Annotated in this window: 16 protein-coding genes; 12 read left to right on the plus strand and 4 right to left on the minus strand. The window is 73.8% G+C overall.

Annotated features, from left to right (window positions below; all coding sequences use genetic code 11):
• Positions 1-65 precede the first annotated feature (65 nt).
• From AC6CH6_RS02000 to secA, 3 genes are all read left to right on the plus strand, one after another.
• Positions 66-860, plus strand: a complete 795-nt coding sequence (locus AC6CH6_RS02000) for a ComF family protein (protein WP_498253853.1) — start codon at positions 66-68, stop codon at positions 858-860.
• 89 nt (positions 861-949) lie between these two features.
• Positions 950-1,636, plus strand: coding sequence for a ribosome hibernation-promoting factor, HPF/YfiA family (hpf, locus tag AC6CH6_RS02005; RefSeq protein WP_017833627.1), 687 nt, complete (start codon positions 950-952; stop codon positions 1,634-1,636).
• Positions 1,637-1,827: 191 nt separating this feature from the next.
• Entirely contained in the window at positions 1,828-4,542 is a 2,715-nt protein-coding gene (gene secA / locus AC6CH6_RS02010; protein WP_498253854.1) for a preprotein translocase subunit SecA, read from the plus strand.
• Between the two features lie 87 nt (positions 4,543-4,629).
• On the opposite strand, the gene AC6CH6_RS02015 is transcribed toward secA, so the two are convergent.
• Positions 4,630-5,151 (minus strand): Rv3235 family protein, encoded by a 522-nt coding sequence (locus AC6CH6_RS02015; RefSeq protein WP_144835961.1) that lies wholly within the window; start codon positions 5,149-5,151, stop codon positions 4,630-4,632.
• Between the two features lie 70 nt (positions 5,152-5,221).
• Positions 5,222-6,040, minus strand: a complete 819-nt coding sequence (locus AC6CH6_RS02020; RefSeq protein WP_498253855.1) for a LysM peptidoglycan-binding domain-containing protein — start codon at positions 6,038-6,040, stop codon at positions 5,222-5,224.
• Between the two features lie 209 nt (positions 6,041-6,249).
• Here AC6CH6_RS02020 and AC6CH6_RS02025 point away from each other — a divergent pair, with 209 nt between their 5' ends.
• On the plus strand, positions 6,250-6,813 hold the full coding sequence (locus AC6CH6_RS02025; RefSeq protein ID WP_498253856.1) for a hypothetical protein: 564 nt from the start codon (positions 6,250-6,252) through the stop codon (positions 6,811-6,813).
• A 27-nt stretch (positions 6,814-6,840) separates the two neighbouring features.
• Here the strand turns inward: AC6CH6_RS02025 and AC6CH6_RS02030 are convergent, their stop codons facing one another.
• Positions 6,841-7,056: a helix-turn-helix domain-containing protein gene (locus AC6CH6_RS02030; RefSeq protein WP_017833632.1), complete on the minus strand. Its 216-nt coding sequence runs from the start codon at positions 7,054-7,056 to the stop codon at positions 6,841-6,843.
• 241 nt (positions 7,057-7,297) lie between these two features.
• Here AC6CH6_RS02030 and AC6CH6_RS02035 point away from each other — a divergent pair, with 241 nt between their 5' ends.
• The 3 genes from AC6CH6_RS02035 (at position 7,298) to AC6CH6_RS02045 (ending at position 10,937) form a co-directional block, all read left to right on the plus strand.
• Positions 7,298-7,951 carry a hypothetical protein gene (locus tag AC6CH6_RS02035; protein WP_498253857.1) on the plus strand — a complete coding sequence of 218 codons (654 nt, stop codon included), beginning with the start codon at positions 7,298-7,300 and terminating at the stop codon, positions 7,949-7,951.
• Between the two features lie 512 nt (positions 7,952-8,463).
• The gene (locus tag AC6CH6_RS02040; RefSeq protein WP_498254350.1) at positions 8,464-9,333 is read left to right on the plus strand and encodes a CpaE/TadZ family protein; all 870 of its coding nucleotides are present in this window, start codon (positions 8,464-8,466) and stop codon (positions 9,331-9,333) included.
• Positions 9,334-9,383: 50 nt separating this feature from the next.
• Positions 9,384-10,937: a sensor histidine kinase gene (locus tag AC6CH6_RS02045; RefSeq protein WP_498253858.1), complete on the plus strand. Its 1,554-nt coding sequence runs from the start codon at positions 9,384-9,386 to the stop codon at positions 10,935-10,937.
• 73 nt (positions 10,938-11,010) lie between these two features.
• Here AC6CH6_RS02045 and AC6CH6_RS02050 read toward each other — a convergent pair whose 3' ends face one another.
• A complete protein-coding gene (locus AC6CH6_RS02050; protein ID WP_017833636.1) occupies positions 11,011-11,259 on the minus strand; it encodes a WhiB family transcriptional regulator in 249 nt (82 codons plus the stop codon).
• A 312-nt stretch (positions 11,260-11,571) separates the two neighbouring features.
• On the opposite strand from AC6CH6_RS02050, the gene AC6CH6_RS02055 reads away from it, so the two are divergent.
• From AC6CH6_RS02055 to AC6CH6_RS02075, 5 genes are all read left to right on the plus strand, one after another.
• Complete coding sequence (locus AC6CH6_RS02055) at positions 11,572-11,970, plus strand: hypothetical protein (protein ID WP_498253859.1); 399 nt, start codon at positions 11,572-11,574, stop codon at positions 11,968-11,970.
• Between the two features lie 157 nt (positions 11,971-12,127).
• Positions 12,128-13,306, plus strand: coding sequence for a glycosyltransferase family 4 protein (locus tag AC6CH6_RS02060; RefSeq protein WP_498253860.1), 1,179 nt, complete (start codon positions 12,128-12,130; stop codon positions 13,304-13,306).
• 104 nt (positions 13,307-13,410) lie between these two features.
• On the plus strand, positions 13,411-14,598 hold the full coding sequence (glf, locus tag AC6CH6_RS02065) for a UDP-galactopyranose mutase (protein WP_133411283.1): 1,188 nt from the start codon (positions 13,411-13,413) through the stop codon (positions 14,596-14,598).
• Complete coding sequence (locus AC6CH6_RS02070; protein WP_498253861.1) at positions 14,595-16,598, plus strand: glycosyltransferase; 2,004 nt, start codon at positions 14,595-14,597, stop codon at positions 16,596-16,598. The genes glf and AC6CH6_RS02070 overlap by 4 nt, the downstream gene beginning before the upstream one ends.
• Positions 16,598-17,458, plus strand: coding sequence for an ABC transporter permease (locus tag AC6CH6_RS02075; protein WP_017833641.1), 861 nt, complete (start codon positions 16,598-16,600; stop codon positions 17,456-17,458). The genes AC6CH6_RS02070 and AC6CH6_RS02075 overlap by 1 nt, the downstream gene beginning before the upstream one ends.
• Positions 17,459-17,460: the final 2 nt, after the last annotated feature.

Raw genomic sequence — 17,460 nt, forward strand, 5'->3', positions numbered from 1 at the left:
CCCGGGCCGTCCGGATCGTCGGCCGCACCCCGGCCGGGCCGTCCGGCACGCGCCAGGATGGCCGCATGCCCGCGACCCCGCACACCGCCCGCGCCCTCGACCGGGCGGCCGCACGCGCCCTCGACCGGCTGGCCGAGGCCGCCGAGGTGCTCCTGCCCGTGGAGTGCGCCGTGTGCCGCGCCCCGGGCACCGCGCTGTGCCGTGCCTGCCGCCTGCTGCTGCGCCGGTCCTGCGCCCGCCCCTTCGAGGCGTCCTCGGCCGCGCCGCTGCTCGACCCCCCGCTGCCCGTCGTCGCCGCCGGCCGCTACGCCCACGGACTCGCCACCTGTCTGCTCGCGCTCAAGAGCACCGGGCGCACCGACCTGGTCCCCGTGCTCGCCGCCTGCCTGGCCACGGCCCTGCACGCGGCCGCCCCCGGCTGGCCGGCCGGGCCCGTGCTGCTCGTCCCGGTGCCCACCAGCCCCGCGGCCCTGCGGCGGCGCTGGTTCGACCCCGTGCGGCTGCTGCTCGAGGACTGCGCGCGCCGCGGCGCGCTCCCCGCCGGCGCGGTCGTCAGCCGCGGCCTGCGGCACCGGGCGGCCGGGGCCTCGCTGACCGGGCCGGCGCAGAAGCGGCTGGGCACCGCGGGCCGGCGGGCCCGCCCCGCGGGGTCCATGCGGGCCGCCGCGGCCCCCGGCGCCCGGTGCGTCGTCGTCGACGACGTGCTCACCACGGGGGCGACCCTCGGGGAGGCGGCCCGCGCGCTGCGGGCCGGCGGGGCCGAGGTGCTCGGGGCGGTGGTGCTCGCCGCCGTGCGGCCGCCGGCAGTTCCGCTCACCGCTGATTCGGGTCCGGCCCGGCCGGGTGAATATCCCGTGTGATTCAACTAACGTTGAGTCACGGGACGCAACAATCCTCCCGGGTGGGCGGCCCCATCCGCCCACGTCACCCCCGAGATTTGGAGGGCATCATGGAACTGAACGTCATGGGGCGCAACGTCGCCGTACCGGAGCGGTTCAAGGAGTACGCCGCCGAGAAGGTCGTCAAGTTCGAGGAGCTGGGCGAGAAGGTCCAGCGCATTGATGTCAAGGTCACCAAGGACCACGCGCTGCCCGGCCACCAGGGCATGGGAGTGGAGATCACGGTCTCCGGACGCGGCCCCGTCCTGCGGGCCGAGGCGCGCGGCGACGACAAGTTCGCCGCCTTCGACGAGGCCTACAGCAAGCTCCTCGAGCGCCTTCGCCGGGCCCGCGACCGCCGCAAGGTGCACCGCGGCGCCCACCGTCCCACGGCCGTTCACGAGGCCACCGGCGCCCTGCCCGTGGTCCCCAGTTCCGGGCCCATCTACACCACCGCCGCGGAGCTCGCGACCGCCGAGCAGGAGGCGTTCGACCAGAGCGTGAGCCTCACCGACGCGGTCACCCCCGTCGAGATCCGGCGCAAGCGGTTCCCGGCCTCCGAGCTGAGCGTCGACGAGGCCGTCGACCACATGGAGCTCGTCGGCCACGACTTCTACCTCTTCGTCGACAAGGAGACCGGCGAGCCCTCCGCGGTCTACCGCCGCAAGGGCTGGAGCTACGGCGTCATCAGCCTCAGTGAGAACGGCGAGGAATCCGAGGAGAGCGTCCGGGCCTACCAGCCCGAGCCCGCCGGCTGACCGCACCCCCGTGACGGCGGGCCGTCCGGCTGGGTGCCGGCCGGGTCCCGCCCCGGAAGAGCCCGGTGGTCGCGGCCACCGGGCTCGTCCGCGCCCGGAGACCGGCACCGGCTCCCGTAGACTGGAGCGGGTGCCGGACACCCCCCCCCATCAGTCCCAGCACGGCAGTCGAACACGAGGAGCGTGTGCACGTGGCGTCATTCCTGGAGAAAGTCCTTAGGACCGGAGACAAGAAGGTCCTGACGAGGCTGCGGTCCTACACGACCGCTATCAACAGCCTCGAGGACGGCTTCCGGGAGCTCAGCGACGCGGAGCTGCGCGCCGAGACGGACGCGTTCCGCGCCCGGGTCGCCGACGGCGAGTCCCTGGACCGGCTGCTGCCCGAGGCCTTCGCCGTGGTCCGGGAGGCCGCGTCCCGCACCCTGGGACAGCGTCACTACGACGTCCAGCTCATGGGCGGCGCCGCCCTGCACCTCGGGAACATCGCCGAGATGAAGACCGGCGAGGGCAAGACCCTCGTGGCGACGGCCCCCGCCTACCTCAACGCCCTCTCCGGCAAGGGCGTCCACGTCGTTACCGTGAACGACTACCTGGCCGAGTACCAGGCCAACCTCATGGGGCGCGTCTACCGGTTCCTGGGCATGGAGACCGGCGTGGTGCTGGCCAACCAGGACCCGGCGACCCGCCGCCAGCAGTACGTCGCCGACATCACGTACGGGACGAACAACGAGTTCGGCTTCGACTACCTCCGCGACAACATGGCGTGGAGCCCCGACGAGCTCGTGCAGCGCGGCCACAGCTTCGCGATCGTCGACGAGGTGGACTCCATCCTCATCGACGAGGCCCGCACCCCGCTCATCATCTCCGGGCCCGCCTCCGGCGAGGCCAACCGGTGGTACACCGAGTTCGGCCGCCTCGTGCAGCGGCTCGACGCGGGCACCGACTACGAGGTGGACGAGAAGAAGCGCACCGTCGGCGTGCTCGAGTCCGGGATCGAGAAGGTCGAGGACTGGCTCGGCATCGACAACCTCTACGAGGCCCAGAACACCCCGCTCATCGGCTTCCTCAACAACGCCATCAAGGCCAAGGAGCTCTTCCGCGCCAACAAGGACTACGTGGTGCTCAAGGGCGAGGTCATGATCGTCGACGAGCACACCGGGCGCATCCTCGCCGGCCGCCGCTACAACGAGGGCATGCACCAGGCCATCGAGGCGAAGGAGGGCGTGGAGATCAAGGCGGAGAACCAGACCCTCGCCACGGTCACCCTGCAGAACTACTTCCGCCTCTACGAGAAGCTCGCGGGCATGACCGGCACCGCCGAGACCGAGGCCGCGGAGTTCATGAACACCTACGGGCTGGGCGTCGTGTCCATCGAGACGCACCGCCCCCTCGTCCGCATCGACCGCCCCGACCTCGTCTACAAGAACGAGGTCGCGAAGTTCGCCGCGGTGGTCAAGGACATCGAGGAGCGGCACGCGAAGGGCCAGCCGGTCCTCGTGGGCACCGTGTCGGTCGAGAAGAGCGAGTACCTCTCCAAGCTGCTCGCCCAGCGCGGCGTCCGCCACGAGGTCCTCAACGCGAAGAACCACGCCCGGGAGGCCGCGATCGTCGCGCAGGCCGGCCGCAAGGGCGCGGTGACCGTGGCCACCAACATGGCCGGCCGCGGCACCGACATCATGCTCGGCGGCAACGCCGAGTTCAACGCCGTGGACCGGATGCGGGAGAAGGGCCTGGACCCGCAGCGGGACGCGGAGGAGTACGAGCGCGTGTGGCCGGACGTGGTGGCCGGCTGCGAGGAGGAGACCCGCGCCGAGCACCAGGAGGTGGTCGACGTCGGCGGTCTCTACGTCCTGGGCACGGAGCGCCACGAGTCGCGGCGCATCGACAACCAGCTGCGCGGGCGCTCCGGGCGGCAGGGGGACCCGGGCGAGTCCCGCTTCTACCTCTCCCTCGCGGACGACCTCATGCGGCTGTTCAACGCCGGTGCCGCCCAGCGGCTCATGGCGGGGGCGCCGGACGACACCGCGCTCGAGCACAAGATCGTCTCCCGCGCCATCGCCTCCGCGCAGAGCCAGGTCGAGGGGCGCAACGCCGAGCAGCGCAAGAACGTCCTCAAGTACGACGACGTCCTCAACCGCCAGCGCGAGGCGGTCTACCGCGACCGCCGCCGGGTCCTCGAGGGCGACGACCTCCAGGAGCAGATCGTCCAGTTCGTCGACGAGGTGGTCACCTCCACGGTCCAGGACCGCACGGCGGTCGGCCACCCCGAGGACTGGGACCTCGACGGCCTCTGGGAGTCCCTGCGCACCATCTACCCCGTGACCCTGTCGGTCGACGAGGTCGTGGAGGAGGCCGGGGGCCGCACGCGGATCACGGCGGAGTTCCTGCGCGAGCAGATCCTCTCGGACGCCCGCCTCGTCTACGACCAGCGGGAGGAGGAGGTGGGCGCGGAGGCCATGCGCAACCTGGAGCGGCGCGTGCTGCTGTCGGTCATCGGGCGCAAGTGGCCCGAGCACCTCTACGAGATGGACTACCTCAAGGAGGGCATCGGCCTGCGGGCGATGGCCCAGCGCGACCCGCTCGTGGAGTACCAGCGCGAGGGCTACGCGATGTTCCAGGAGATGATGGGCGCGATCCGCGAGGAGACGGTCTCGACCCTGTACCGGATGGAGATCCGCCGCCAGCGCGTGGGCGCCGACGGCGGACCCGTCGACCTGCAGATCCCGCGCCAGCCCAGCTTCCTGCAGTACACCGCGCCCGCCGAGACCGGCGGCACGCAGACCCGCACGGAGCCCACCGCGGCGGGCCGCGACGAGGACGACGCGGACGCCGCCGCGGCCTCCGCCAACCGGGCCGGGCGCCGGGCCCGCGCCCGGGCCGCCAGCGCCGAGTCCGCGGAGGGCTGAGCCCTCCCAGGACCGGGTCCGCCGGGGGCTGAGCCCGCCGGGGGCTCGGTCCGCCGGGGTCGAATGCGCCGGGGCGGGGAGGCGGGGTCAGCCGACCTCGAGCTGCGTCACGCTCCAGCCCCGGCCCAGCCGCTCCACCCGCATGGCCACGGCCCGGCTGCGCCTCGGCTCGACCACCACCAGGGCCACCTCGTAGATCCCGCGGTCCACCCGGCAGACCCGGCACCTGCGCACGTGGGGGTTCCGGTGCAGCTCCTGCAGCGCGGCCTTGCCCTCGAACTGCTCCTGGAGCAGTCGGAGCATGTCGGCGCGCTGCTGGAAGCGCTCCACGATCTCCGGGGTGGTCCAGCGGCCCAGCTGTGCCGCCGGCCGGCTCCCGCCCAGCACCTCCACGGCCGCCTGGCCGATGGACCGGGCCAGCGCCGTCACCCGGCCCAGCTCGTCCTCGGCGTCGTGGCCCAGCACACGAGTGGCGCCCCACGTGTAGCCGCCGGGGGCCGTGGGCGGCGCCGGGCGCCCCCGGCGGGCGGGGGGCCCTGCCGCCGGACGTCCGCGCTCGGGCGCGAGCGGACGGGCAACGGGGTCGGAACCGGCGGTGGGTGCGTTCATGACGGGCCTCCTGGGAACGGTGCTGCGGTGTGTCGATGGTGGGGTGCCGCGGAGCCGGGGCGGGGGCGGGTCAGGGCCCCCCGGCGCCGGGCACGACGAGCCGCTGACCCGGCAGGAGCCGGTGCGGTCCGTCCGGGAGCACCGGCCGGTTCAGCTCGTACCAGCGGGGCCATGCACGGGCGACCTGCTCGTCGGAGGCCTCCGGGCCCAGGTGGGCGGCGGCCAGGGACCACAGGGTGTCCCCGCGCACGACCGTGACGGCACCGTCCACCGTGCGCTCCGCCACCGAGGGGCCGGTCCGCGGGAAGCAGGGATCCGGAGCCGTCGACGGCGCGGGGGCGGACTCCCCGCCCGGGGCGGGCTCGCGGTCGGGGCCGGGCCGGGGTCCGGCACCGGGGGCGGGCGCCGGGCCCGGTGCCTCCGGGGCGGGGGTCGTCTCCTCCGCGGCGGACGTCGTCTCCTCTGCGGCGGGGGCCGTCTCCTGCGCGGACGCCCCGGCACCCCAGAACGGGGAGGGTGGGTCGACGGCGACCGCCGCCGGGGCCGCGAGCAGCTGCAGGCCCAGTGCCGTGGCCGCCGCGCGGCGCAGCAGGGCGGGGGAGCACCGCCCGCAGATCCCGGCCAAGCGCTCCCAGCGGTGGTGACCTGCCAGCACCGCGAGCACCGCCAGGGCGGCGGCGAGGATCCAGGCCGCCACCGCAGCGCAGCCGAGCACGGCCGCTGCGAGCCCGATCAGCGCCCCGGTGTCCGGGCCCCCGGCGGTGCGGACGCCGCCCGCACCGGCCAGGGCGGCGCCGCAGGCCGCGGTGGCCGCACCCAGGGCGGGCACCAGGAGCACCGACCACAGCGGAGCGGACGCGGTGCTCGCGGATCCTGGCGTGCCGATCATTTGATCTCCCGGAAAGTCCGTTTAGCGTCATTTGACAGAGTTTGATGCTGTTTGACGTCGTGGGGCATTGTTAGCACCCCCCGGGTGCCGGTGTAAAGGTCTCAGCGGCCTGCGGTGGACATGACGTTCCTTGACGAGGGCAGGGCGGACGCCTACGTTGAGGCCCTGCGCGACCGGACGGCCCGGGAGCCGGAAGGGGAGGCCCTGCAGTGCGCTGGGAGCAGCTGTTCGCGGACCTGGAGGCGCAACTGGCCTCTGCGCACCAGCAGGGCGTGGAGGAGGAGGCGGCGGAGCAGGCCCGCGCGGAGTACTCCCGGGTGCGCCTGACCGACCGGCTGCGCCTCCGGCAGGGCGAACCCGTCCGGGCCCTGCTCACCGGGGCCGTCCCGCTCGAGGGCCGGGTGCGCACGGTGGGCGCCGGCTGGGTCGCCCTCGAGGACCGGGGCACCGAGCACCTGGTGCCGCTGGGGGCCGTCCTGTGGTGGGAGTCCCTCGGCCGGGGGTGGGCGGCCGGTGACGACCCGCTGGCCCTGCGGCTCGGCCTGGGGCACGCGCTGCGCGCCCTGGCCCGGGCCAGGGCCGGGGTGCGGATCCGGCTCGCCGGCGGTGGACCGCTGGGCGAGCTCGAGGGGACGGTCGACCAGGTGGGCGCGGACTTCTTCGACCTGGCCCTGCACCCCGACGACGACTACCGCAGACGGGGCAGCGTGACCGCGCTGCGCGCCGTGCCGTTCCCCGCGGTGGTCTGCGTCTCCTCGCTCACGGCGGGGTGAGACGGTCGGCGGCGCCGTCCCGGTGGATCAGTCGAGCGCGCCCGAGCGCACCGCCTCCGCCGTGCGCTCGTAGCCGCGGGCGATGTACTCCTCCAGCTTGGCGGTCTCGACGCGCCACTGGCCGCGGCCGCCCACCTGGATGGCGGGCAGCTCCCCGCTGCGCACGAGAGCCCTCGCCTGCGTCGCCGAGATGTTGAGGATCTCGGCGACGTCCGCCAAGGTCAGGAAGCGCTGCTGCGCCATCCTCCGCCTCCTTGCTCGTGGTTGCTCTCCCGTTCCAGTCTGCCACCGAAGAGGCGCAACGGCTCCCCGTCCACATGCGGCGTCGCCATCGCCCGCCCCGGGCGGGCACGGGGGGCCGGGGTGCGCACCCTGTCCCCAGTTGTGCACCGACCGGTTCCCGGGGCACCACGGCCGCGGGCAGAATGTGGGCCACGAGCACGGTCCCCACGGCCGTGCCGGGCAACGAGAGAGGCGGTCGCCGATGAGCGGCACGGTCAGGGGCACGGACGCCCCGTCGGTCCGGTTCCGGAGACCGACCTGGCGGGACCCGAGGCTGCTCACCGGGCTGCTGCTCGTGCTGCTCTCCGTCGCCGGGGTGACCGCCGTGGTCACCGCCACGAACCGCACGGACCCCTACCTGGCGGCCGCCCGGGACATCGAGGTCGGCCAGGACGTGACCGGGGAGGACCTGGTGGCCGTCGACGTCCGGCTGCAGGACGCGGCGGACCTCTACGTCCCGGCGGACGCGGCACCGGGGCCGGGCACGGTCGCGACGCAGCGGATCCCGGCGGGCCAGCTGCTGCCAGGATCCGCGCTGGGCACCGCGGACCGGCTGGACCGCAAGCCGGTCGCCGTCCCGGTGGACCATCCGCTGCCCCAGGACGCCGGGGCGGGAACGCGCGTGGACGTCTGGGTCGCCGCCCAGAAGCCCTCCGGCCGCGGCCACGAGCCGGCCCGCCTGCTGCTCCCGGCGGCCGAGATCGCCGGCGTGCAGACGGAGCAGACCGCCCTCGGCGCGGGCCGCGGCACCGTGGTGCACGTCCTGGTCGAGGAGGACCCGATGGAGGAGCTCGTGGACGCGCTCGGCAACGACGCCCGCGTCACGCTCGTGTGGAATCCCTCGGGCGGCCGGTGATGGTCCTCCCGGTCATGGCCCTCGGGGTCTCCACCTGGCCCCTCGTCGACGGCATCGAACGGCTGCACGGACCGGTCACGGTGGTCCGTCGCTGCCTCGACCTGACAGAGCTGCTGGCCGCGGCGCGCGCCGGACTCGGCCGGGCCGCCCTCGTGGCGGAGGGCGCCGAGGACCTCACGGCGAGCCTGCTCGAGCAGATCCGGCTCGGCGGCGCGGCGCTGCTGGTGCTGGAGGGCCACGACCACCGCCGCCTCGCCGGCCTCGGCGCCGTGGTCGTCCCGGAGCGCGCGGCCCCTGAGGACGCCGCCCGCCTCGTCGAGGAGGCCGTCGCCGCCGCGTCGGGCGCACCGAGCGCGGTGGGCTACGCCGACGTCGTCGCCGCGGGCCGCGCCGACGGAGCGGCCGCCGTGCTCGGCGCGCCCGCCCCCGCGGCGGGCGGGCACCCGCAGGAGGGGGACGACAGCGAGGGCGCGGAGTCCCCGGCCCCCCGGGTCGCCGGACGGATCGTGGCGGTGTGGGGGCCCACCGGAGCGCCGGGCCGGACCACGGTGGCCGTCAACCTCGCCGCGGAGCTCGCGCTCCTGGGGCAGGACACGGCCCTCGTCGACGCGGACACCTACGGACCCTCGGTGGCCGCGGCCCTCGGGATGCTGGACGAGGCGGCGGGTCTCGCCCAGGCGTGCCGGCTCGCCGACCAGGGGCGGCTGGACGGGGCGAACCTGCGGCGGACGGCCGCCGACGTGGCCGTCGCCGGGCGCACCGTCCGGGTGCTCACGGGGCTGACCCGCCAGGACCGCTGGCCGGAGCTGCGCTCGAGCGCCGTGGCGGCGGTGCTGGAGCGCTCGGTGCAGGAGTTCGGCACCACGGTGGTGGACTGCGGCTTCGCGCTGGAGGCCGACGAGGAGCTCAGCGTCGACACCATGGCTCCCCGCCGGCACGCGGCGGCCCTCACGGTCCTGGAGCGCGCCGACGTGGTGGTGGCAGTGGGCGCCGCGGACACCATCGGTGTGCCGAGACTGCTGAAGGCGCTGCCGGACGTCGCCGCGGCCGCGCCCGGGGCCCGGCTCGTCGTCGCCGTCAACAAGCTGCGCCGCTCGGCGGCGGGACGCTCACCCGAGCTGGGGGTCCGGGAGGCGTGGGCGCGGTTCGGCTCCGGCCCGGCGGTCGAGCTGTTCGTGCCGTGGGACCCGGAGACCTGCGACGAGGCGCTGCTGGCCGGGGCCGTCCTCGCGGAGACCGCGGCGGGATCCTCCGTGCGGGCCGCGCTCCGGGAGCTGGCCGGCCGGGTGCTCGCCGAGCCCGGGGCGGCCGGGGCGGACGAGGACCCGCTCGTGCGCGGTACTAGGCTGGGCGGCAGGATCGGGGCCTGGCTGCGGCGCTGATCGCGGGGGCGCCGTCCGGCCCCTCCCCACCTGCGACCACCGGAGGCGACGTGGCGTTCACGGAACCGCTCAGGGACACCAAGGACTTCGGGCCCGGGGACTACGAGTGGCTCCACCTGCTCGTGGGGGACTGGCAGCTCATCTCCGACCTCGCCTTCGGCGACCTGATCCTCAGCTTCCCGGCCGACTACATCCCGGCTGCGGGCAGCGGCAACGGGCGAGGCATGCCGGCCCCCGGCAGCTCGTTCCGGGTGCTCGCCCACGTGCGGCCGGCGACGGGTCCCACGGTCTTCCACAAGGACATGGTGGGCGAGCTGCTGCCCGACGAGCTGAGCGGGCCCCTGCGGGCCGCCTGGGTCGGCCGGCGGATCGAGCGGGTGCGCCCGTCGGGGGAAGGGGCCGGTGCCTCCGGCCCGGTCAAGGTGGTCCCGCTCGTGCGCCAGGGGCGGACGCTCGCCCTGCTGACCCTGCACGCCGGACGGGCACCGGGTCAGGTGGTCTCCCGGCAGGAGATCGTCTACCGCGAGACCGCCGACGCGCTGCTGCGGATGGCCAACGAGGGCCTGTGGCCGGACTTCTCCGCCCCGACGGGCTCGCGCCGCGGCGCGCCGCGCGTCGGGGACGGCGCGATCCGGCTCGACGCAGAGGACCGCGTGACCTACGTCTCGCCCAACGCGGAGTCGGCGCTGCGCCGGCTGGGGATCGACGGCGAGCTGCTCGGGGAGCGGCTCATGGACCTCGTGCCCCCCGTGCTGGTGCCGGGGGCGGACGCGGACGAGACCCTCGCCCCCGTGCTCAGCGGCCGGACGGCGTGGCGCAGCGAGGTGGAGGGCGCGCGCGTCAGCGTCAACTTCCGCTCCGTCCCGCTGCGGGACCGGTCCGGCCGGCTCGGTGCGGTGCTGCTCTGCCGGGACGTCACCGAGCTGCGCCGCCGGGACCTGGAGCTCGTCTCGAAGGACGCGACCGTGCGGGAGATCCACCACCGCGTCAAGAACAACCTGCAGACGGTCTCCGCGCTGCTGCGCCTGCAGGCCCGGCGGATGACCACGGACGAGGCGCGGCACGGGCTGGAGCAGGCCATGCGCCGGGTCGCGACCATCGCGATGGTGCACGAGACGCTCTCCCAGGGGTTCACGCAGAACGTGGACTTCGACGAGCTCATCGCCCGGCAGTTCCGGCTCGCGGCGGAGGTGGCCTCGCCCGAGCAGACGGTGCACACGCGGATCATCGGGGATTTCGGGGAGCTGCCGACCCGCCTGGCCACCCCGCTGGCGCTCGTGATCAACGAGCTCGTCACGAACGCGGTCGAGCACGGCCTCGCCGGGCGGACCGGAACGGTCACCCTGGAGGCGTCCAGGGTCCAGGACGAGGACAGCGCCGGTCAGCTGCTCGAGGTCGTGGTGAGCGACGACGGCGCCGGGATGGGCGACGTGGTCATCGAGGAGTCCGGGGTCGGCGCCTTCCGCAGGGCGGGCGGCGGCGAGGGGCTCGGGATGCAGATCGTGCGCACCCTCGTGGCGGGCGAGCTCGGGGGCTGGATCCGCTGGGAACCGCGACAGGGTGGGGGCACCGAGGTGACGGTGTGCGCCCGCCTCGACGACTGATCCGGCGAGGGCCCGGGAAGCGGCGAGGACCGGGACCCCGCAGGGTTCCCGGTCCTCGGTGCGTGCGGAGCGCTCAGGAGGCGCGGCGGGCGCGGGCGGCGCGGCGCTTGAGGGCGCGGCGCTCGTCCTCGCTCATCCCGCCCCAGACGCCCGCGTCCTGGCCGGACTCGAGGGCCCACTGCAGACAGGTGTCCATCACCGGGCAGCTGCGGCACACGGCCTTCGCCTCCTCGATCTGCAGAAGAGCAGGTCCGGTGTTGCCCACGGGGAAGAACAGCTCGGGATCCTTCTCCAGGCATGCTGCGCGGCTACGCCAATCCATGGTCAGCGATCGCTCCTTTCAAGGGTGAGTCCCGTCGGGGCAGGGCAGAAGGATCCTGCGGCGGCCGCGTCCGGGACAAGAGAAAAGGCCCATTCGCACGGGCCTTGTGAAGAACTGACGTCCACCTTCCCACGCCGGAGGGGTGCGGACAAGGGCTTTGGGTGGCGCGTCACAGCCGGGTCGGTGAGGCGTTGCTCACAGGACGCCCGGGGCGGGCCGCCGCACGATCCGCACGGCGGGCCGCGCCGGCGGCGGGCGGACTAGGGTGGCGGGGAGCGCCGGGGCCCGCCGCCCGGCCGGAAGGAGAACCCCATGCCCACCCCCTCCCGGGACGTCCGGCCCCGCGCGGTCGCGGTCCTGACCGGCGTGGTGCTGCTCGAGGCCCTGGTCCTCGCCGGGGCCGCCCTGCGGCTGGTCTGGTCCCTCCTGTTCGAGGAGCCCCTGACCGTGGGCGGAACGGTCTTCCTCGCGGCGGTCTTCGCCGGGGGCGCCCTGTGGCTGCTGCGCGTGGGCCGGGGCCTCTGGCGCGGCTTCCGGTGGCCCCGCGCGGCCGCGCTCGTGGTCCAGCTCTTCCTCCTGGTGCTCGCCTACCCCCTGCTCCGGTCGGGGCATTGGGGGCCCGGGCTCGCGACGGCGGTGCCGGCCGTCGTCGTCCTCGTCCTGCTCTTCCGGCCGGGCGTGCTCGCGTGGACGAGCCGCACCGTCCGGTGAGCCGGTCCGCCCGGCCGGCCCCCGAGGCCCCGGGGCGCGCCCGCCCGGGACGGCCGGGCAGGACCAGTACAGTTGGAGCGCCCGTGCCCGCCGCCGTCGTGCCCGGCCCCCGTCCGTTCCGTCCCCTCCCGTCGAGCAGCTCCGAACAGGTGGTCCCGTGACTCCCCGCCGCATCGTCATCGTCAGCCGCATCTTCGCCCCCGAGCCGGCGGCCGCGTCCTTCCGGCTGCGGGCCCTGGCCCGTGGCCTGACCGAGGCGGGGGCGGAGGTCACGGTCCTCACCACGCGCCCGCCCGCCGGGTCCGTCATCGAACCGGAGCCCTACGACGTGCGCCGGTGGCCCGTCCTGCGCGACCGGTTCGACTACGTGCGCGGGATCGTCCAGTACCTCAGCTTCGACGTCCCCGTCCTCTTCCGGCTGCTGGCCACCCGGGCCGACCTCGTGGTCAGCGAACCGCCCCCCACCACGGGGATGGCCGTGCTCGTCTCCTCGCTCCTGCGGGGCCGTCCCTACGTCTGGTACGCCCCCGACATCTGGACCACCGCCGCCGAGAAGATGGAGGTCTCCGCGCCGGTGAAGCGGGCCATGCGCGTCATGGAGACCCTCGCGGCCCGGCGGGCCGCGGGCGTGCTCACCGTGTCCGAGGCCATGGGCCGCGAGCTGCAGTCCGTCACCGGCGTGGCCTGGGAGAAGGTGCTCGTGGCGGAGAACGGCATCGACACCGACGTCTTCCGCCCTGACGGACCGGTGGCCGAGCCCGGCGCGCCATACTTCGTCTACGCCGGGTCGATGTCCGAGTGGCAGGGCGCCGACGTCTTCGTCCGCGCCATGCCCCGCGTCCTCGAGGCCCACCCCGACGCCCGCCTGCGCTTCTTCGGCAGGGGCTCAGACATCGACCGCGTCCAGGAGATCGCCGAGCGGCTCGCCCCGGGGAGCGTGCTCTTCGAGGGGCTGCGCCCCGCCGCCGAGACCGCGGAGTGGACCCGGGGGGCCGTCGCCGCCCTGGGCGCGGTGCTCCCGGGCATCGGCTACGACTTCACCAAGCCCACCAAGATCTACGCCGCCGCCGCGTGCGGGACGCCGGTCGTCTACGCGGGGGCGGGGGTCGCGGCCGAGCTCGTGCAGGACAACGGCCTGGGCGCGGCCGTCGACCACGACGCCGACGCGGTGGCCGAGGCCATGATCGCCGCCCTCGACCGCCGGCTCGACCCGGCGCTGGCCGAGGACGACGACCGGGAGCGCCGCCGCCGGGCCGCGTGGGCGGCCGAGAACGCCTCCCTGGCGGCCTCCGGTCGCCTCGCCGCCGAGTGGCTGCTCCAGGGCTTCCCCGACTGATCAGGTACTTTGGTACGCAGCGCACGCCCGGCGCGCCCGTGCCGCCCCCTCACCGGCCGGACGCCGGCCGGGCCCACCAGGACACCAACCCCAGGAGTTAGCCCGTGAACGCAGATCTCGTCGTCGTAGGGTCCGGCCTGTTCGGCCTGACCGTGGCCGAGAGGGCCGCCAACGAGCTGGGCCTCGACGTGGCCATCATCGACCGGCGGCCCCACATCGGTGGCAACGCCTACACGGAGAACGAGCCCCAGACCGGGATCGAGGTGCACCGCTACGGCGCCCACCTGTTCCACACCTCCAACGAGCGGGTCTGGGACTACGTGAACCGGTTCACCGACTTCACGGACTACGTGCACCGGGTCTACACGCGGCATCACGACGAGGTCTTCCCCATGCCGATCAACCTCGGCACGATCAACCAGTTCTTCCGCGCGGCGTACTCGCCGGCCGAGGCCCGGGCGCTGATCCAGGAGCAGGCCGGGGAGCTCGCGGGGACGGACCCGCAGAACCTCAACGACAAGGGCATCCAGCTCATCGGCCGGCCGCTCTACGAGGCGTTCATCAAGCACTACACGGGCAAGCAGTGGCAGACGGACCCCAAGGACCTGCCCGCCTCGATCATCAACCGGCTCCCCGTGCGCTACACCTACGACAACCGGTACTTCAACGACAAGTACGAGGGCCTGCCGGTGGACGGCTACACCGCGTGGCTCGAGCGCATGGCGGACCACCCCAAGATCGACGTCCGGCTGGACACCGACTTCTTCGACGAGGGCCACGACTACTCCCGCTCCGCCGTCTCCGGGCAGGTCCCGGTCGTCTACACGGGACCCGTGGACCGGTACTTCGACTACGCCGAGGGCGACCTCTCGTGGCGGACCATCGACCTGGAGCAGGAGGTCCTGCCGATCGAGGACTTCCAGGGCGCCCCGGTGATCAACTACCCGGACCCCGACGTCCCCTTCACCCGGATCCTGGAGTTCCGCCACTTCTACCCGCAGCGGGACTACACCACGGACGCCACGGTGATCATGCGCGAGTTCTCCCGCTTCGCGGAGAAGGGCGACGAGCCGTACTACCCGGTCAACACCTCGGTGGACCGCGAGAAGCTGCTCAAGTACCGCGACCTCGCCCGCGGCGAGGACAAGGTCCTGTTCGGCGGCCGCCTCGGCACCTACAAGTACCTGGACATGCACATGGCCATCGGGGCCGCGCTGTCCATGGTCGACAACAAGCTCAAGCCCCACTTCACCGGCGGGGCCACCATCGAGAGCGGGGGAGTGGACGCGTGACCGCGACGACCCAGGACACCGAACGGACCGGCACCGAGGGCACCTCCTACCGGGTGCTGCAGGAGCTCGTCTTCCCGGCCAAGGACCGTTTCCCGACCCAGCCCCTCTACCTGGACTCCCGGGCGGACACGGGCACCGCCGCCCAGCAGGAGGACACGAAGGAGCAGCGGCCCCAGATCGTGGTCAACGTGGCCTCCGACGCCGGGGCCGCCAGCGGTGTGGCGATCCTCGGCCGCACCTCCGTGCGCGTGCCGGCCCGCAGCACCGTGTCCTTCGCCACGTACTTCAACGCGTTCCCGGCCAGCTACTGGCGGCACAACACCCACCTGCGCGAGGTCGTGCTGCGCGTGCGCACCACGGGCCGCGGCTCGGTGAACGTGCACAGCTCCAACGCGCGCGGCGAGTCCGTGCCCGTGTCGGTGCACGAGGTCTCCGGCGCCGAGCGGCTGACCGAGGTCGTGCTGCCGCTGAAGGCCTTCGCCGACGGCGGGTGGTACTGGTTCGACGCCACCGCGGGAGACCAGGAGCTCGAGGTCCTGGGCGCCCAGTGGCTGGGCGACGGCACGGGCACCACGGAGGGGTCCGTGACCCTCCAGATCACGACCATGAACAAGCCCTCCTACTGCCTCACCAACGCCCGCCTCCTGGACGAGCAGCGGGAGCACCTGCCGCAGGTCGCGCAGGTCGTGATCGTGGACCAGGGCAACCAGAAGGTCGTCGACGAGCCGGGCTTCAGCGAGGTCCAGGAGCGCTTCGGCGACCGGCTGCGCGTCATCGACCAGGGCAACCTGGGCGGGGCCGGCGGCTTCGCCCGCGGCATGTACGAGGCCGTGCGCGCCGACAGCACCTACGTGCTGCTCATGGACGACGACGTCGAGATCGAGCCCGAGGCCGTGCGCCGGATCAGCGTGTTCGCCGACTTCTGCAAGCGGCCCACGCTGGTCGGCGGGCACATGATCGACCTGCTCAACCCGACGAAGATCCACAACTTCGGCGAGGCCATGGACCCGTACAGCTTCCAGTACGGCCCCGCGGGCGAGGGCGTGGAGATCGGCCACGACTTCCGCCGCAGCAACCTGCGCAGCACCGCGTGGATGCACCGCCGCATCGAGGTGGACTACAACGCGTGGTGGATGTGCCTGATCCCCACGCAGGTCGTCCGCGAGATCGGCCTGGCGCTGCCCGTGTTCATCAAGTGGGACGACGTCGAGTACGGCATCCGCGCCAAGGCGGCCGGCTACCGCACCGTGTCCCTGCCCGGAGTGGCCGTGTGGCACCTGGCCTGGGCGGACAAGGACGACACCATCAGCTGGCAGGCGTACTTCCACAAGCGCAACCAGCTCGTGGCCGCCCTGCTGCACTCCCCGTTCGACCGCGGCGGCGAGGTGCTCGGGCGCAACGGGATCAAGGACCTGCGGCACCTGCTGTCCATGCAGTACTTCGCGGAGGAGGCCCGGGTCCTGGCCCTGCGGGACGTCCTCGCCGGGCCGGAGGCCCTGCACGAGCTGCTGCCCCAGCGGATCCGCGACGTGCGCCGGATGATGACCCAGCACTCCGACGCCGTCTACGAGTCGGACCTCGACGCCTACCCCACGGTCGCGTCGGCCAAGCCCCTGCGGACCCGGCGGCTCTCCGCCCCGCACGGGCTGAAGGTGCTCACCTCCGCGACCACCGCCGTGGTGCGCCACCTCGCCGTGCGCCCGCAGGAGCAGGCCGAGCAGCACCCGCAGGTGCACCTGCCCTACCAGGACGCCCGGTGGTGGCGGCTCGCCCGCTACGACAGCGCCCTGGTCTCCGCCTCGGACGGCACCGGCTACACCTGGTACAAGCGCTCGCCCCGGGAGGCCCGCGCCCTGATGGCGGAGTCCCTGCGGCTGCACGCCCAGCTGGCCCTGCGCTGGCCGGAGCTGTCCCGCCGCTACCGGGCCGCGCTGCCGGAGGTCACCTCCATGGCGGCCTGGGAGGCGACCTTCCGCGAGCACTCGGAGATCGGCGCCTGATGCCGGCTGCCACGGTCGTCCGGAGGCCGTCCCCCGGGACGGGGCTGCCGGCGGTGTTCCGCCAGCGCTACCTGCTGAAGCTGCTGGTCGACAAGGAGCTGCAGATCCGCTACCGGGGCACGGTCCTCGGGCTGCTGTGGTCCTACGTCAAGCCGGGGATCCAGTTCGTGGTCTTCTACGTGGCCCTGGGCATCTTCCTGGGCCTGGAGCGCGGGATGGAGAACTACGCCGTGTACCTGTTCTCCGGGATCATCCTGATCAACTTCTTCTCGGAGTCCTTCGGCAACGCGGCGCGCTCGATCGTGGCCAACGCGAGCCTGATCAAGAAGATCTACCTGCCCCGGCAGATGTTCCCGGTGGCCTCCGTGTGGGTCGCCGGCGTGCACCTCATGCCGCAGCTGGTGGTCATGCTCCTGGCCGCCCTCATCGTGGGCTGGTCGCCCACGTGGATCTCGCTGCTGGCCGTGCCCGCGGCGCTGCTGATCGTGGGTCTGCTGGGGGCCGGGCTGGGCATGCTCTTCGGCGCGGCGAACGTGTTCTTCCGCGACGCCGAGAACTTCGTGGACCTGATCGTCATGGTCAGCACGTGGTCCGCCCCGGTGCTCTACTCGTGGACGATGGTCCGGGACGTCCTGGGCCCGGTGTGGTTCGCCGGGTTCATGCTCAACCCCCTGACCGTGGCCGTGGAGCTCTCGCACGCGGCCTTCTGGCTGCCGACCACCACCCCCGGCGCCCACGAGGTGCCGCCCCACCTGTTCTCCCTCTGGACGCCGGTGGCGCTGCTGGTGGTCACGGTCGTCATGTTCCTGGGCGACCTGCTGTTCCGTCGCCTCGAGGGCCGATTCGCGCAGGAGCTGTGACG

This window comes from Kocuria sp. GQ42 (genome assembly GCF_059758435.1).

Bases quoted from the DNA above. Each gene is read 5' to 3' on its own strand.
- AC6CH6_RS02000 (WP_498253853.1), top strand. From the start codon at position 66: ATGCCCGCGACCCCGCACACCGCCCGCGCCCTCGACCGGGCGGCCGCA.
- hpf (WP_017833627.1), top strand. From the start codon at position 950: ATGGAACTGAACGTCATGGGGCGCAACGTCGCCGTACCGGAGCGGTTC.
- AC6CH6_RS02015 (WP_144835961.1), bottom strand. From the start codon at position 5,151: ATGAACGCACCCACCGCCGGTTCCGACCCCGTTGCCCGTCCGCTCGCG.
- AC6CH6_RS02020 (WP_498253855.1), bottom strand. From the start codon at position 6,040: ATGATCGGCACGCCAGGATCCGCGAGCACCGCGTCCGCTCCGCTGTGG.
- AC6CH6_RS02030 (WP_017833632.1), bottom strand. From the start codon at position 7,056: ATGGCGCAGCAGCGCTTCCTGACCTTGGCGGACGTCGCCGAGATCCTC.
- AC6CH6_RS02035 (WP_498253857.1), top strand. From the start codon at position 7,298: ATGAGCGGCACGGTCAGGGGCACGGACGCCCCGTCGGTCCGGTTCCGG.
- AC6CH6_RS02050 (WP_017833636.1), bottom strand. From the start codon at position 11,259: ATGGATTGGCGTAGCCGCGCAGCATGCCTGGAGAAGGATCCCGAGCTG.
- AC6CH6_RS02055 (WP_498253859.1), top strand. From the start codon at position 11,572: ATGCCCACCCCCTCCCGGGACGTCCGGCCCCGCGCGGTCGCGGTCCTG.
- AC6CH6_RS02075 (WP_017833641.1), top strand. From the start codon at position 16,598: ATGCCGGCTGCCACGGTCGTCCGGAGGCCGTCCCCCGGGACGGGGCTG.